The following is a 15,777-nucleotide window of genomic DNA, read 5'->3' as shown; positions in this document are numbered from 1 at the left end:
CAAGGCTTCGCATTTTCCGTTCGTAATCAATACGCGGTCCAAACAGATGGCAAAACGCTCGAAAATTCTCGTAATCAAATTAGGCGCTCTCGGAGACATCATCCTGGCGATGGAAAGTTTCCAAGCGATCCGGCGCCATCACCCCGAAGCCGAGATTCATTTGCTGACCCGGAAACCGTTTGCCGCCTTGGCCCGGTCGATGCCTTGGTTCGACGAAATCTGGACCGATCCGGCTCCGAAAATTCACAATTTCCGCACTTGGCTCGCCTTGGGAAAAAAACTGCGCCAACGCGCCTACGAACGCGTTTACGATTTACAATGCAATGATCGGACCGGCTTCTATTACCGCCTCCTGGGCCGTCGCAAGCCGGAGTGGGTCGGAAAAGCGCCAGGGTGCTCCCACCCGCGTCCCGACTTTCGAGGGAAATCCTTGTCGGTACCCGAGCAACACCGCCAGATGCTGGAGCGCGCCGGGATTCCGCGAGGACCCGAGGCGGCGCTCGATTGGCTCGACGGCCCGCTCGACGACTTCGCTCTACCCGACCCATTCGTGCTGTTGATCCCGGGCTGCGCTCCGCATCGTCCGTATAAGCGGTGGCCGGCGGACCGCTACGGCGAACTCGCCCTGAGGCTTCAGGACGACGGCTTCGGATCCGTCGTCATTGGCACCGCGGCCGAAGCCGGGATCGCGACTGAACTCCTCGCCGTCGCCCCGGACGTCGTCAACCTCGCCGGGAAAACCGACATCGGCCAGATCGCCGCCCTCGCCCGGCGGGCAGCCGGAGTGGTCGGCAACGACACCGGTCCCGTCCACATCGCCGCCATCGTCCAAGCCCCGACCCTCGTTCTCATGTCAAAGGTCACCGATCCGGTAAAAATGCTCCCCGCCGGGCCCGATGTAGGTTGGCTAAAAAAAGACGATCTCACCGATTTGACGGTGGAGGAAGTCCGGAAGGCGATCCGCTTCCGTAAACCCTGAATTCAGCCAATGAAGCTCAAGGCATTGATTCTCGATCGGGACGGCACCCTCATCACCCACGTGCCGTATCTATCCGAACCCGATTCAGTCGCTTTGATGCCAGGCGTCCGCGCGGGTCTGGAAAAAGCCATCCGGGCGGGGGTGAGCTTGTTTATGCACACCAACCAATCCGGAGTCGGACGCGGCTGGTTTCCGCTCGCCGCGGTCGAAGCCTGCAACCAACGCCTGATCGAGCTGCTCGATCTCGGCCCGTCGCCATTCACCCGGATATGCATCGCCCCGGAACACCCGGATTCGCCCGAAGAATACCGTAAACCGTCCAGCCGTTTTGCGGCGGAGATCATCCGTGACTTCGGATTCCATCCGCACGAACTCTGTTACATCGGCGACCGCGGGACCGACCTGGCCACCGCTCATGCCGCCGGGACACTCGGAGTCGGCGTGGCGACCGGCCTCGACGACCTCCGCGGGGAACTCCGTGCTCTCGGACTGGAAAACCAATATCCCGTTTTTGATAACTTCGAAGCGGCCATCGACCATCTTTTTCCCGCCTCCTGACGTATTATGTTTTCCGATACCGAATCCCGCATCCTCTCCTTCCCCCGCCTCCTCGAATTCCGGCGATCCTGTCGCGAGGAAAAACGAAAGGTCATATTGACCAACGGCTGTTTCGACCTTTTGCACCGCGGGCACCTCGCCTACCTGCAACAATCGGCCAAACTCGGCGACGTCCTGATCGTCGCGGTGAACAGCGATCAATCCGTGCGTATCCTGAAAGGAAACGACCGCCCCTTGAACAGCGAAGCCGACCGGGCCTTCGCGCTGGCCAGCCTCCGTTGCGTCGATGCCGTTTTCGTTTTTCCCGGCCCGCGTCTGGCGCCTGAAATCGCCGAAATTCGTCCGGATATCTACACTAAAGCGGGAGACTACACGCTCGAATCCCTCGATTCTTCAGAACGGGAAGCTCTCCTCGCGGCCGGCGTCGAGATCCGCTTCCTCCCGTTTGTCGAAGGACGCTCCACCACATCCTTAATTGAACGGATGAAACCGGATTCCCTCGGAAAATCCTCCCGCTGAACCGCCACACCCAGCCTATGAACATCAACGAACCGATTCTCGTCACCGGCGCCGCCGGTTTCATCGGCAGCGCGCTCGTCTGGGCGCTCAACCGCCAAGGTTACTCCAACATCCTGCTCGTCGACCGCCTCGGCACCGATGAAAAATGGAAAAACCTGACGCCGTTGCGCTATGCGAATTACATCGACGCCGACCAACTTTGGGAGCGTCTCGACTCCTCCGAATTGGGGGCGGTCCGCACCGTTTTTCACCTTGGCGCGTGTTCCGCCACCACCGAGAAAAACGCCGGTTTCCTGATGGAAAACAATTTCGAATACACCCGCCGCTTGGCCGAGTGGTCCCTCCGCGGCGACCGACGCTTCGTCTACGCCTCATCGGCCGCGACATACGGCGACGGATCCCGGGGGATGGATGACGGACATGAGGACCTCCTCCGCTACCGTCCGCTGAACATGTATGGGTATTCCAAACACGCGTTTGATCTCCATGCCGCCTCCCGGGGGTGGCTGGACCGAATCGTCGGGCTGAAATACTTCAACGTTTTCGGACCGAACGAAGACCACAAAGGAGACATGAGAAGCGTGGTGAATAAGGCCTTCCAACAAATCCGTGACACCGGCAACGTGCAACTCTTCCGCAGCCATCACCCGGACTACGCCGACGGCGAACAAATGCGGGATTTCCTCTACGTAAAAGACGCGGTGGCAATGACTCTTCATCTGGCCGCGACCCCGAGGGCGGCGGGCCTCTTCAACCTCGGTTCAGGAAACGCCTCGACATGGATTCAACTGGTGACTCCGGTCTTCGAAGCCCTCGACCTTCCCGCCGCGATCGACTTCGTCGACATGCCCGAAGTGCTCCGAGGTAAATATCAATATTACACCTGCGCGGACATTTCCCGACTACGTCAATCGGGTTGGTCCGCCTCGGGGCACACACTCGACCAAGCGGTGAAAGACTACGTCCTCGGTTACCTGGTTCCCGGCCGGAAACTCGGAGATGAAACCGAACTCAGCGACTCCATCCAATGACAGCTCCATCCTTTACCGATTCCGTTGCCTCGCTGCAGGCCGTGTTGCACGCCTCCCTCACCTTGGCTCCCGCCGTCGAACGCGCGGGAGAGGCTATTGTCGCCAGCATTTTGGCCGGCGGAAAACTCCTGACTTGCGGGAACGGAGGAAGCGCCGCCGACGCCCTACACCTCGCCGAGGAATTGGTCGGGCGATACCGACTGGAACGACGCGCCCTCCCGGCAGTTTGCCTAAACGCCGACGCCACCGCCCTCACCTGCATCTGTAACGACTATGGATACGACCAGGTCTTCTCCCGGGGAGTCGACGCCTTGGGACGCCGCGGTGACGTCCTGGTCGGATTCACTACCAGTGGCAACAGCCCCAACGTCCTCGCGGCCTTCGAAGCGGCCACCCGCGGGGGCTTGACCACAATTTTAGTTTCGGGCCGGGACGGCGGGCGCGCCCGCGGCCTTTGCGACCACGAAATCATCGTCCCAAGTGACTCCACCGCCCGGATACAAGAAGTCCACACCCTCATCCTTCACCAATGGCTGGAAGGGATCGACGCCACCGACTGGACCGTCCTATCCGAATGAATACACCCGCCCTCCTCTCCGCCATCGCGACCCGCCGTATTTTAGTAGTGGGCGATATCATGCTCGACCACTACATCTGGGGCGAAGTGAGCCGGATCTCTCCCGAGGCACCCGTGCCGATCATCCACGTCCGGCGGGAAAGCCATACCGCCGGCGGAGCGGCCAACGTCGCCCTCAACCTCGCCTCCCTCGGCGCCCACACCCGATTGATTGGTGCCGCAGGCGAAGACGAGGCCGGTCGCCGTCTCGTCAATCTATTACAGACCGCCGGGGTCGACCCTGCCGGTTGCCTGCTCGAGGGTCACCGTTCGACTATCGTCAAGACCCGGGTGATCGCCCGCACCCAACAGGTCTGCCGTATCGATCACGAATCCATCCGCGACCATTACAATCTCGACTCTGAAGCGAACTTACAGGAATTGATCGACACGGCGGTCGGCGACTCAGATGCCGTCATTCTGTCCGATTACGCCAAAGGCGCGATCACCCAACGTTTGGTCAACACCATCCTGACCTCCGCCAAGACCCAGGGGGTCATGGTCGCAATCGACCCCAAACCGGCCCGGCGTTTGGCATTCCGCGAAGTCGGCCTTATCACCCCCAACCGTCACGAAGCCCTCGAATTGGCCGGCCTCCCGGAACCGAGTTTCGGCGACCCCTACCCGCTGGAGGAGACTTGCCGGCGCATCCACCGGGAGTTCGCCCCGGAACTCCTGGTCATCACTCTCGGGGCCGACGGGATGGCTCTCTGTCGCGGCGGCCAAGTCGAACAGGTCTTGCCGACCGAGGCCCGGGAAGTTTTCGATGTCTCCGGCGCGGGCGACACCGTGATCGCCACCTTGACCGCCGCCCTCGCCGCCGGAGCGTCGCCCGTGGAGGCGGCCTCTCTCGCCAACCGCGCGGCCGGCTTCGTCGTTTCCCGGGTCGGCACAACCACCGTCACCCCCCACGAACTTCTCCAATCCGACCGAGTTTCCGAATCATGAACCCAATCAGAATCCCAATCTACCAACCGCAAATCGGACCGCGTGAAAAGGAGTTGGTCAACCAATGCCTCGACACCAACTGGATCTCCTCGAAAGGACGATTCGTCGGTGAGTTCGAATCGACCTTCGCCAACCGCATCGGAGTCCGCCACGCCACCGCCGTTTGCAACGGAACGGTCGCCCTCCACCTCGCCCTGGTGGCCATTGGGATCGGGCCCGGCGACGAGGTGATCGTTCCCACGCTCAATTACATCGCTCCCGTCAACGCGATCACATACACCGGCGCCACCCCGGTTTTCGTCGACTCCTTGCCAGAGACCTGGCAGGCCGACCCCGACGCCGTGGCAAAGGCCATCACCGAACGGACCCGGGCCATTCTCGCGGTCCATCTTTACGGACACCCGTGCGATATCGCGACGTTGAGGCAGATCGCCGATGCCCGCGGCCTCTTCCTCATCGAAGATTGCGCGGAAGCCTTGGGTTCCTACCAAAGAAAACACCATGTCGGTTCCCAGGCCGACATCGCCACGTTTAGTTTTTTCGGCAACAAAACCATCACCACCGGCGAAGGCGGCATGGTCGTCACCAATGACGAAACCTTGGCGGACCGGGTCGTCCACCTGAAAGGCCAGGGACTCGCCAAACATCGGGAGTATTGGCACGACGTCATCGGCTATAACTACCGGATGACCAATATCTGCGCCGCGATCGGCCTCGGCCAACTCGAACGTCTCGACGGATTCCTCCGCCGCAAACGGGAAATCGCCGGACACTATCGCGAAACACTCGCGGGCCTCCCTCTCTCGACCCACGGGGAAGCGGATGGTTACACCCATTCGTTCTGGATGAATTCGATCCTCCTGGAAGATCCGGAATTTCGCGACCCGTTGCGGGCGAAACTCGCGGAAGAAGGAGTCGAAACCCGTCCCGTCTTTTATCCGATCCACACCATGCCGATGTATTCCTCCCGCTACCAGCGTCACCCCCACGCGGAACGAATCGGCTGGCGGGGGATCAATCTCCCCAGTTGGCCCGGACTCACGGACGCGCAACTCGACGAGATTTGCCAGGTGATCCGCGCCTTTTTCACGAAATGAAAATCGTCATCCTCGGAGGCAAACTCGAATCGTGGGGAGGCGGCGTCGATTTCCTGAACTTCGTGATCCGGGGATTGCTGCATCGTCCGGATCATGAATACACCCTCCTGTTGCGGGCCAATCCTCCGTCATTTCTTCCGCGGATCATCGTCAAAAACAGCCGCTTTTTTCTCAAGCGGCTTTCCCGTCGCTTCCCGAACCCGAACACCCGGCCGTTTCAGGATTTTTCCTCCCGACTCCGAATGATCGGCGCCTCCGATCCGAACCGGGCTCTCGATCAATTGCAACCGGACCTCGTCATCCCGTGCGCCGACCAAGGAATCACGCATCCATTCGCCGGATACATTTTCGATTGCCAGCACCGGCATCTCCCAGACCTCTTTTCGCCTCGTGAATGCGACGAACGGGACCGACTCTTCACTTGGCTCGTGCAGCGGTCGCGGGTGTTGATGGTTAACTCCCAGGCCACGATGCGAGACATCGAGGAGTTGTATCCCCCGCTGCCACCGCCGGTCAGTGCATTGCCCTTCACCCCTCTCCTGGAGGAGTCCTGGCTGGCCGAATCCGGCGATCCCCGAAACCGATGGAACATCCCCGACCGGTATTTCATCGTCTGCAATCAGTTCTGGAAACACAAGGACCACGCGACCGCGTTTCGTGCCCTGGCGATGCTCGATAATCCGGATACACGAGACATCCACCTGGTTTGCACCGGCAAAACGGAAGATTACCGATTCCCCGGGTATTTCGCGGAGCTCCGCCAATTGCTTCGGGAACTGCGGATTGAAAACCGGGTCCACTTCACCGGTCACATCGAAAAGCAAGCGCAGATCGGACTCCTCCGTCGGGCGATTTCAGTGATTCAACCAACGCTTTGCGAAGGCGGCCCGGGCGGCGGGGTCGCCTACAGCGCACGCGCCTTGGGGGTGCCGATCATCCTGTCCGATATCCCGGTGAACCGCGAAATCCCGGAGGAAACCGGCGTATGGTTCTTCCCCGCCGGTCAAGCCGACGGCCTCGCCGAACAAATGATCGAAGCAGCCCAGTCCAACATTCCATCGCCGCCGCGCGAAGAACTTATTCAGAAAAACAATTCGCGGCTCGCCAACCTATCCGACGCCCTGCACGAGATTCTCCACATCGGAACCGGCGCGGGATGAGGGGTCCTGGCCGTCGTTGGTGTCTGGAAACTTCCGCCGTTTAAAGGTACGGTTCGCCGGGACGGCGTTCGCGGACGATCCTGGCAGGATTGCCATACGCCAGGACGTTCTCCGGCAAACTTCGAACGACCACCGCCCCGGCTCCGACCAAAGTCTGAGCCCCGATCGCCAACTTTTGAATCACCGTGGCCCCGGGACCAATGATGCCGCCCATCCCAATGGTGACGTTTCCACAGACCACCGCGCCAGGTCCGAGACTGGCGAAATCCTCCAGCAGGCAGTCGTGTTCGAGAACGGCGCCGCTATTAACCACCGTCCCCCGGCCAACTTTCGTTGACGGACCGACCACCGCCCCGGCAAGCACCACCGCCCCGGGTTCGATTTCGGCCGATTCAGCGATGATCGACATGGGATGAATGACCGAGACAAATTCAAAATCCGGATACATTTCCATCACCTTCCGCATGATTCGCATCCGGATCCAATTGTCGCCGACCGCCACCACTCCCCTGGCCGGAGCCCCATTTGCGATGTAGTCAGGCAAACTCTTTTCATCGCCTAAAACCGGAATCCCTTCGAAAAGCGAGCCCGCCGTCAACGCCGGATCAAGCACGCCCGTCACCCGATAAACGGAACCGGCCCTCGCCGCATCGATCACCACCCCCGCGTGCCTCGAACCTCCGAAAACCAGAATGTCCTGTCGTTCCATTTCTCTTTCCCTTGAATTTGCGTGAACCACCGCCTCAGACCGAAACGGCGCCGAGCCGCTCCAGGATCTTCCCAAAGACTACCGCGTAGTCGCACTCTTCCTTGACCCGGCGCTGCAATTGCAGACGCAATTCATCCCGCTGGCGGTCATTCCGCAGAAAATACCGGATCTTTTCGATCAACTCGTCCTGATCGCCGAACGACGGAGTCTCGGCCAATGGAGTGACGGCGAGCGTGGTTTGAAAATCGCAAATCTGGAATCCTCCTACCGCCGGGATCTCGTAAAACTTCATGTTGAAACCCCGGTCGGTCCCTTCGTGATGCAGGTTCAAGGAAATCTTCGACTTCCGGTGGACCCGCAACGATTCGGGCAGAGTCAACCCGCCGAACGACTTCATGCCGAACTTTCGCCATGAGCGGCCGAAAACCGCCACAGGCCGGTCCAACACTTCGTTTAAAGCCTGGATCAAACGAGCCCGGTTGTCGTAGGCGGTGCCGACGAAACTGACATCGTATCCATCATCTTCCTCCTTCGCGGAGTCCGTCGGCTCGGTGTGGAAGCCGGGAGAATATCCAAACGGACAATACATCACCCGGGTCACCCCTCGTCTTTCCAGCCACTCCACCGTCCCTTGATACGAACACAAAAACAAATCGAGCCAGCCCCGCCGTGAGGCTTCGAGCAGCCCGCCGATCCGGGCCTCCTGGTTCGGGGTCAGAATGTCCCCGAGCCAATACGCGATCTTCAATTTCGGAAAACGACTCTTCCAATCCGCACACATCCGGGAATCGAGCCTTCCCTGGATTGAAAACAAGAGGTCGAAATCTCCCTGTTCGAGCCGACCCACCATCTCCCGGATTTTGCACGCCTCCCAGGAAAACCGCTCGCGGGTCCCGGGAACCCAATCGTTCGCCCGCTTTAACATCCGCATTTTCAGCGTTTTGCGGTTATTGTGAAAAATCTCGGCTTCATGCCCCAGCCGTCCGAATGTCTCGGCCGAAATCTCCGACCACATCCCCGTCCAACTCGGTCCATCCACCAATACCTTCATGCACACAAACCGTGGCGGCCGCTCCGGTTGCAGGCAATATCCTTTTGAGGCGACCGCGGAAATCCTCCGCCGTGATGACTTTTGGCTCGAATTTCGTAGAAAGCCCCCGATGGTTTTCAGATGCGATCCGTGGACGTCATCGCGCCGTCGGGATCCAAGTGTCCGGTATGAGTAAGAAAATCCGAGTCAAGTTCGTCTGCAAAGCCAAGGCCACCGCCCCGATCGATTGTTGGCTCCGTCAGTTCGCCGGCGGAAAACCGGTCTGGGGCGACTGCGAGTTCACCTTCGATTGCGAAGCCCGTGATTACGATTGGCTGGTGGTTTACGACGAACTTCCCCATTTGCCCGACGACCAACGGTTTTCGACCCGGGTGGAGCGCCTCCCTTGCCCGCGCGAACATACCTTGTTCATCACCGGCGAGCCTTCCTCGATCAAGATCTACGGCAACGCCTACCTCGCCCAATATGGGGCGGTTCTCTCCAGCCAGGAGGAATGGGCTATCCGCCATCCCGGAGTCGTCCGGTCGCAGCCGGCCCTGCGTTGGTTTTATGGGATGGACCTCACCGAGGGACCCGTTTTCCGTTCGTTCGACTCCATCGCCGCCGCCGGTCCGACGGCCAAGACCGGCCAGATCGCCACCGTCTGTTCCCGAAAAGCCCAGCGACACACGCTGCACCACCAACGGCTCGAATTTACCACCCGGTTGAAGGAGGCTCTCCCTGAATTGCAGGTTTACGGCTACGGACATCAACCGATTCCCGACAAGGCGGACGCCATCGACCCATTCCGCTACCATTTGGCGATCGAGAACCATTTCACGGACAATCATTGGACCGAGAAATTGGCCGATCCATTTCTCGGTTTCGCTCTCCCGATTTACTACGGCTGCCCGAACGCCGAAAGCTACTTCCCGGAGGAAAGCCTGTTGCGAATCGATATTTTTCGCCTCGAATGGAGCGTAGAAGTGATTCGCCAGGCGATCCGGGACGACATTTTTCCCAAACGCCTGCCGGCGATCACCGAAGCCCGGCGGCGAGTTTTGCACGAATACAACACGTTCGCGGTGGTCAGCCGGATGATCCAGGAACGCCACCAACAGGGGCGCGCTTCCCGGGGCGAATCCATCCACAGCCGTCACGCGATGCGCCGAACCCATTGGCACCTCTCTCCTCAAATCGCGATCGAAAGAATCCGGGCCGCCCTACGTCTCCGGCGGGCCAAGGCGAAACTTCAACCTCCAGCCTGACTTGCACGCGCCATTGACACCTTCGCCGAAGCATTGGTCCTATAAGATATGTTGACGATTTTCGCGCTTCCCAAGCCTTTCACCGGCCATGTCGGCAGAATCCAGCGAAACGCGCTGGCGAGCTGGGTGCGCCTCCGTCCCGACTGCCAAGTCATTCTCTTCGGTGATGAAGAGGGAATCGCGGAAGCGGCGGACGAAGCCGGTGCCGAATGGCATCCGTCCGTCGCCCGAAACGATTTCGGCACCCCATTGCTCAGCGACGCCTTTCGTCAAGCGGTCAACCTCGCCCGGTTCGACTTCATTTGTTATGTCAACGGCGATATCATGCTGCTGAACGACCTTCCCGAGGCGATCGAACGCCTTCGGTTCCCCCAATTCCTCGCCACCGGCCGGCGATGCAACCTCGACCATCCCGACCCCCTCGACACCTCCCATGCCGATTGGCCGGCCGCCCTCCGCCGCCGCGCCACCCAAACCGGTCAACTCGATAGCGACCGCGCCCTCGACTACTTCATTTTCCGAAAGGATTCCCCCCTCGCCGACCTCCCGGAATTCGCGGTCGGACGCCCGGGATGGGACAACTGGATGATTTTCAACGCCCGCCGTCGCCGGATCCCGGTGGTCGACCTCACGGAATCCGTCCTCGCCCTCCACCAACTCCACGACTACGGTCACGTTCCCCAACGGCGCGGTCCGACTTGGCAGGGACCGGAAGGCGACCGGAACACCGCGGCGGCAGGCGGAGCCCATACCCTCCGCTTCTGCCTTTACGAAGCAACCCACAAACTGCGCCGCGACGGCACCGTGACGCCGAACCGCCACACTCTTGGCAATCGGATCCGACAACAAATGGCATTCTGGCCCCGGCTCCGCTGGCCGCTCGAAATCCTCGGTTTTCCCATCCTCCTCAGCGACCGCATCCAACGCCGCCGCCGAAAACGGGAAGACCTCAAAAACCGTTCGCTCCCCACCTGTATCGACCGCTAAACCGCCCCGAGTCCCACAAAGCGTCCGCCCTCCCTCTCTCTCCCAGGGTGTAAGTGGGATCACCGTCATGTCATTGCGAGGAGGCTCCGCCAACGAAGCAATCCACGAAACATCGACCCGCGCCCCCCCTTTCCCGGAACGTGGATTGCCCGTCAGTCGTTCCTCCTTCCTCGCAATGACAGACGGTTGCCTGGTTTTCCCACCACTTTCAATCGTCCCCTCTCTCTCCCTCGAAATCCCGATTTCTCTTGCGACAGCGGAGTGGCGTTCGAAAGATGGGAACATTCGACGGAAATTCGACTCCGATCACTTGACACCATGTTGCGGCCCATCGAGCAGTTTTTTAATAAAAAGAGGCGCTTGCGTTCCCTGACCGCGTTGTTGGGTTTGATCGTCTTCGCCGGTGGTCCAGCCACCTCCCCCCTAGCCGGACAAGCCCGGCCGACCCCCGCCAAAGATATCCTCGAATTCCGCGGCTACGCCCGCATTGGCGGGGTGATGGAGTTCAGCATCCACAACAAGCAGGACAACCGGGGCGATTGGCTCCGCATCAACGAACGCCGCGGCGACTACCGGATCGAACGGTTCGACGAGCAGACCAACGCCCTCATCGTTCGTTACGGCGACGAGACGATCACGTTGTATCTCCAATCCTCCCAAATCGGGCGCTACATTCCACCCATGCCGACCGAGCGGCCTCCCGCTTCTCCGTCACAAAGACAACCAAACGTGGCCTCGACCTCCAGTTCCAGCGCTAGCTCCCGCACGCCACAGTCCTCCCGGTCAACGACGGACAACAACTCCGCCCGCCAAGCCCCGGAAGCACTTCGCGGCGCCAACCTTCCTCAAATGGCCAGTATCGGCAATCGCCCACGGCTTCCCGAGCCCCCTTCGGTCACGCCCCCCAATCCGCCGCCCGGCCAAAATCAGCCGCCGCCGGGTAACGGTTCGCCGAATCCCGGTCACGGCGACTGGGATCCGAGCGCTCCTCCCCCTCCTCCTCCGCCGACCCCTCCTCCGGGCTATTCACCCGGGGATTGATCACGGATGAGGAACGGCAGAATCATTCCTTCCGCCCTCTCTTTCACTTTTACCGCTCGAGCCGGGCACAGCCAAAATCATTTTGCCCGCCATGATTTTGACCCCCACTTCCCCTCATCCGCGCCCGTTCCCATCGGCAATCCTCCGGTTTTCCCGGTTCCGTTTTCGCTCCAACGGAATTTTCGCCGCGAAGTAACAACCGACGATCACTCCCCGGACCAGCCACGAATCGGTGACGAATAACATCGCCACCGCCGACACCATTAAAAATCCCAGCAGGAACCGGGCGACGTGCCGGAACCCGCGCGGCAACTTCAGCAGATGCCCCACCACCGTCGGCAGCAGCAACAGGCCGAACACAATGCCGACCTCACTATCCGTCAACCAATAGAGCCATCGAAAAACGGCGAAGCCCAACACTCCGGCGAGGGCGCCGGCGAAGGTCATCACGCAGCCTTTGCAGAAATAAAGCCCTCCGAAATTCCAGACGTGATCGCGGAATTTCGGTCCCGGCGGATGGTGCGAAAACAGATACGGATCCCGCTTCCGGGCGAAGTCCCATAGACTTTCGTCCCCATCGGACTCCGGACGGGAACGGTAGGCTTCCATCAACTGCAGGAATCGATTGCTCATCCGAAACCGACCCTAGCCCTTCCCCGCCGCGTCTCAAATCCGAAATCCACCCTCTGGAAATTTCCGGACTTTCCCCCGAGCCCGGTTTGTGAAACCATCTCCTTCCGAAAGACTCATCACTCACCGCATGTCTGTTTATTCGTGTCCATTCGTGATTTATCGATTACGGTTTTCCGAAATATGACTATTGGGGCCATTTTTGATTGGGACGGCGTGATCATCGATTCGCGCCGGCAACACGAGAAAAGCTGGGAGCTCCTGGCCAAAGAAGAACAAAAATCCCTTCCCGAAGGGCATTTCCTCAAGGGATTCGGAATGAAAAACGAAAAGATCATTCCGGGCATCTTGGGATGGACCGATGACCCAACGGAGGTCCGGCGAATCGCCGGTCGCAAAGAAGAGATTTACCGGGATCTTCTGGTCAAGGACGGCATCTCCCCCCTTCCCGGGGTTCGTTCCTGGCTGGAAAAACTGGCCGCCGCCAGGATCCCGTGCGTGGTCGGCTCCTCGACGGAGCGCAAAAACATCCTGACTTTGCTCGACATCCTCGGTTTCCGGGACTTCCTCGCCGAAATCGTCTGCGCCGAAGACGTCCACCATGGCAAACCAGACCCGGAGGTTTTCCTCAAAGCCGCCGAGAGGATCGGAGTGCCGCCCGAACGATGTGTCGTTTTCGAAGACGCTCACGTCGGCATTGAAGCCGCCCACGCCGGGAAAATCAAAGTGATCGCCGTGACCACTACCCACCGCCGGGAAGAATTGAGCGCCGCCGACCGCATCGTCGACCGCCTCGACGAACTCGAACCGGAAGATCTCCGGAAAATTCTTCAAGTCCAATAACTCCTCCATCACGATGAAGGGCTTCGCAACCAAGGTTTTCGTCGCCTGCGCGCTCCTCCTCTGGCCCGTGATTCTCCCGGGTCAAGGCAACCGCGAGTTGATCATCGCCTCCCCCCATTGGGAGGGGATTCAATACGAGTTCGAACACGCTTTCCGCGACTACTACCGCGCCAAACATGGCCACGACGTCCGGGTGCGTTGGCGCGACCTCGGCGGCACGTCCCAGATCGAGATGGCGATCAACGCGAGCTACCAAGCCAATCCGGAGACTTCCCATATCGACGTGTTCTTCGGCGGCGGACTCGATCCGTTCGAGAACCAGAAACGGCGCGGCCAACTCCACCCGTTCCGCCTGCCCGACGAAGTTTTCAACGCCATCCCGCCGACCTTCCAAGGATTGCCGTTGGTCGATCCCGATTTCATGTTCTACGGTGCCGCCCTCTCCTCCTTCGGCATCCTCGAAAACCGCCGGGTGATCGACATCGTCGGCCTTCCGGCGGTGACCGAATGGCGCGACCTCACCGACCCCCGGCTCCACGGATGGGTCAGTTCCACCGATCCCCGGAAAAGCGGATCGGTCCACATGATTTACGAAATCATCCTCCAAGCCTATGGCTGGGAAGAAGGCTGGGCCATCGTTTACCAAATGAGCGGAAACGTTAAATCGTTTCTGCAAAACAGTTCGGCCCCGACCCGGGAGGTTTCCACCGGCGAGGTCGCCTACGCCGTTTCGATCGATATCAACGGCATGACTCAACAAGCCTTCCTCGGGCCCGAAAACGTCCGGTTCCGCGTTCCCGCCGAGGTCTCGATCATCAACCCCGACGGAATCGCGATCATGCGCGGCGCCCCCAACCTCGACGTCGCCGAGGAGTTTGTCACCTTTGTCATGTCGCGCCGGGGACAATCCCTCTGGATGCGGCCGACCGGGCACCCCGATGGTGCCCGACGCTTCGGAATCACCCGCATGGGCATCCTGCCGGAGCTCTACGAAGGCGATCTCACCGATCTCCTGGTGCCGCTCAATCCGTTTGAAATCGAGTCAGGATTCGCCTACGATTCAGCCCTCGGAAGCGCCCGCTGGGGCGTCTTGAACGACATGATCGGCCAAAGCATCATCGACGTCCATTCCCACCTCCGGCGAGCCTGGCGGGCAATCCTCTCGCTTCCCGAAAACCAGCGGGCTCCTTTGCTGGAAGAATTCTCCCGCCCGCTCGTCTCCGAGGAGGAGGCCCTTGAAATGGCGAGATTCTGGCGGACCGACCGCATTCGCGCCGGCCGCGTATCCAATCAATGGATGGATCAGGCCGTCCGCCGCTATCGCCGAATCCAGGAGGAGGCAGAAACTCTGCGGCAAAATCCGTTATGAACGTCACCCTCCACCAACTGGTAAAGAAATTCGATGAAAACGTCATCGTCGACCATGTCGACCTCAAGATCGAATCAGGCGAAATGTTCTTTTTGCTCGGTCCGTCCGGTTGCGGAAAAACGACAATTTTGCGGATGTTGGCCGGGTTTCTCAATCCCGACGCCGGCGCGATTCACTTCGGTCCCAAACGGATCAACGACATTCCGGCCCACCGCCGAAACACCGCGCTGGTTTTTCAAAATTACGCGATCTGGCCGCACATGACGGTCTTCGAAAACGTCGCCTACGGCTTGCGGGTGCGGAAAATCCCGGCCGAACCGTTGCGCCGCCGCGTAAACGCCGCCCTCGCCCAAGTGAAGATGGAAGCGTTCGCCGAACGAAAACCGGGCACGCTATCGGGAGGACAACAACAACGGGTCGCCCTCGCCCGGGCGATCGTGGTGAATCCCGACCTCCTCCTCTTCGACGAGCCGCTTTCCAATCTCGACGCCCGCCTCCGGCTCGACATGAGGGCCGAGATCAAACGCCTCCACTCCGAAACCAAAATCACCAGTCTCTACGTCACCCACGACCAGGAGGAGGCCCTTTCCCTCGCCGACCGGATGGCGGTGATGCACGGCGGCCGTATTCAACAAGTCGGGACACCGTTTGAAGTCTACAACCACCCGGCGAACCCTTTCGTCGCCTCTTTCATCGGCGAAATCAACTTGTTCCCCCCTTCATCGCCACTCTTGCCATTGCTCAGCGCCGCACCCGACCGGACCTGCGGCTTCCGCCCCGAGCATGTTCGAATCGCGGAAGACGGCATCCCCGCCACCGTCCGCTTCTCCGCCTACCTCGGCAGCAAAAACGAGCTTTTGCTCGAAACCCGGGAGGGCCAGCAGATCAAAGCCTGGGTAAGTCAATACCACGCTCCCGGATCAAACATTGCCTTCCAGGTCGACCCTGAACACCTCTTGGCCTTTGACGATCATGCATCCAAGTGACCTTCC

The 15,777-nt window shown here is 60.1% G+C and carries 17 protein-coding genes; 14 read left to right on the top strand and 3 right to left on the bottom strand.

Annotated elements, in window-relative coordinates:
- The first annotated feature begins 46 nt into the window (after nt 1–46).
- Genes ACWUI2_RS20200 through ACWUI2_RS20165 form a run of 8 tightly spaced genes read left to right on the top strand, consistent with a single transcriptional unit; the run spans nt 47 to nt 6,908 of the window.
- A complete protein-coding gene (locus tag ACWUI2_RS20200; protein ID WP_486984651.1) occupies nt 47–979 on the top strand; it encodes a glycosyltransferase family 9 protein in 933 nt (310 codons plus the stop codon).
- Between the two features lie 9 nt (nt 980–988).
- On the top strand, nt 989–1,537 hold the full coding sequence (locus tag ACWUI2_RS20195; protein ID WP_486984650.1) for a D-glycero-alpha-D-manno-heptose-1,7-bisphosphate 7-phosphatase: 549 nt from the start codon (nt 989–991) through the stop codon (nt 1,535–1,537).
- A gap of 6 nt (nt 1,538–1,543) precedes the next feature.
- Nucleotides 1,544–2,056 (top strand): adenylyltransferase/cytidyltransferase family protein, encoded by a 513-nt coding sequence (locus tag ACWUI2_RS20190; protein ID WP_486984649.1) that lies wholly within the window; start codon nt 1,544–1,546, stop codon nt 2,054–2,056.
- A 17-nt stretch (nt 2,057–2,073) separates the two neighbouring features.
- The gene (gene rfaD, locus ACWUI2_RS20185; RefSeq protein WP_486984648.1) at nt 2,074–3,087 is read left to right on the top strand and encodes an ADP-glyceromanno-heptose 6-epimerase; all 1,014 of its coding nucleotides are present in this window, start codon (nt 2,074–2,076) and stop codon (nt 3,085–3,087) included.
- Nucleotides 3,084–3,665, top strand: coding sequence for a D-sedoheptulose-7-phosphate isomerase (locus tag ACWUI2_RS20180; RefSeq protein WP_486984647.1), 582 nt, complete (start codon nt 3,084–3,086; stop codon nt 3,663–3,665). The genes rfaD and ACWUI2_RS20180 overlap by 4 nt, the downstream gene beginning before the upstream one ends.
- Nucleotides 3,662–4,651 carry a D-glycero-beta-D-manno-heptose-7-phosphate kinase gene (rfaE1, locus tag ACWUI2_RS20175; protein ID WP_486984646.1) on the top strand — a complete coding sequence of 330 codons (990 nt, stop codon included), beginning with the start codon at nt 3,662–3,664 and terminating at the stop codon, nt 4,649–4,651. Before ACWUI2_RS20180 ends, rfaE1 begins: the two co-directional genes overlap by 4 nt.
- A complete protein-coding gene (locus ACWUI2_RS20170) occupies nt 4,648–5,748 on the top strand; it encodes a DegT/DnrJ/EryC1/StrS family aminotransferase (protein WP_486984645.1) in 1,101 nt (366 codons plus the stop codon). Before rfaE1 ends, ACWUI2_RS20170 begins: the two co-directional genes overlap by 4 nt.
- A complete protein-coding gene (locus tag ACWUI2_RS20165) occupies nt 5,745–6,908 on the top strand; it encodes a glycosyltransferase (protein ID WP_486984644.1) in 1,164 nt (387 codons plus the stop codon). Before ACWUI2_RS20170 ends, ACWUI2_RS20165 begins: the two co-directional genes overlap by 4 nt.
- A gap of 40 nt (nt 6,909–6,948) precedes the next feature.
- Here the strand turns inward: ACWUI2_RS20165 and ACWUI2_RS20160 are convergent, their stop codons facing one another.
- Both ACWUI2_RS20160 and ACWUI2_RS20155 read right to left on the bottom strand, forming a co-directional pair.
- Entirely contained in the window at nt 6,949–7,617 is a 669-nt protein-coding gene (locus ACWUI2_RS20160) for a NeuD/PglB/VioB family sugar acetyltransferase (RefSeq protein WP_486984643.1), read from the bottom strand.
- Between the two features lie 34 nt (nt 7,618–7,651).
- The gene (locus ACWUI2_RS20155; RefSeq protein WP_486984642.1) at nt 7,652–8,668 is read right to left on the bottom strand and encodes a glycosyltransferase family protein; all 1,017 of its coding nucleotides are present in this window, start codon (nt 8,666–8,668) and stop codon (nt 7,652–7,654) included.
- Between the two features lie 167 nt (nt 8,669–8,835).
- Here ACWUI2_RS20155 and ACWUI2_RS20150 point away from each other — a divergent pair, with 167 nt between their 5' ends.
- The 3 genes from ACWUI2_RS20150 to ACWUI2_RS20140 all read left to right on the top strand — a co-directional run bounded on the left by ACWUI2_RS20150 (nt 8,836) and on the right by ACWUI2_RS20140 (nt 11,943).
- Nucleotides 8,836–9,915 (top strand): glycosyltransferase family 10 domain-containing protein, encoded by a 1,080-nt coding sequence (locus ACWUI2_RS20150; protein ID WP_486984641.1) that lies wholly within the window; start codon nt 8,836–8,838, stop codon nt 9,913–9,915.
- Between the two features lie 48 nt (nt 9,916–9,963).
- Nucleotides 9,964–10,902, top strand: a complete 939-nt coding sequence (locus ACWUI2_RS20145) for a hypothetical protein (RefSeq protein ID WP_486984640.1) — start codon at nt 9,964–9,966, stop codon at nt 10,900–10,902.
- A gap of 318 nt (nt 10,903–11,220) precedes the next feature.
- Nucleotides 11,221–11,943, top strand: a complete 723-nt coding sequence (locus ACWUI2_RS20140) for a hypothetical protein (protein WP_486984639.1) — start codon at nt 11,221–11,223, stop codon at nt 11,941–11,943.
- 114 nt (nt 11,944–12,057) lie between these two features.
- Here ACWUI2_RS20140 and ACWUI2_RS20135 read toward each other — a convergent pair whose 3' ends face one another.
- Complete coding sequence (locus ACWUI2_RS20135; protein WP_486984638.1) at nt 12,058–12,576, bottom strand: hypothetical protein; 519 nt, start codon at nt 12,574–12,576, stop codon at nt 12,058–12,060.
- A gap of 180 nt (nt 12,577–12,756) precedes the next feature.
- Between ACWUI2_RS20135 and ACWUI2_RS20130 the strand changes: the two genes are divergently transcribed.
- The 3 genes from ACWUI2_RS20130 to ACWUI2_RS20120 are packed head-to-tail and all read left to right on the top strand — an operon-like array spanning nt 12,757 to nt 15,771.
- Nucleotides 12,757–13,416 carry an HAD family hydrolase gene (locus ACWUI2_RS20130; protein ID WP_486984637.1) on the top strand — a complete coding sequence of 220 codons (660 nt, stop codon included), beginning with the start codon at nt 12,757–12,759 and terminating at the stop codon, nt 13,414–13,416.
- 13 nt (nt 13,417–13,429) lie between these two features.
- Entirely contained in the window at nt 13,430–14,785 is a 1,356-nt protein-coding gene (locus ACWUI2_RS20125; protein ID WP_486984636.1) for an ABC transporter substrate-binding protein, read from the top strand.
- A complete protein-coding gene (locus tag ACWUI2_RS20120; protein ID WP_486984635.1) occupies nt 14,782–15,771 on the top strand; it encodes an ABC transporter ATP-binding protein in 990 nt (329 codons plus the stop codon). The genes ACWUI2_RS20125 and ACWUI2_RS20120 overlap by 4 nt, the downstream gene beginning before the upstream one ends.
- Nucleotides 15,772–15,777 lie beyond the last annotated feature (6 nt).

The organism is Verruconatronum alginivorum, assembly GCF_056590205.1.
The sequence above is the reverse complement of the archived record's forward strand: the minus strand, read 5'-3'. Positions and strand labels throughout refer to the sequence as shown.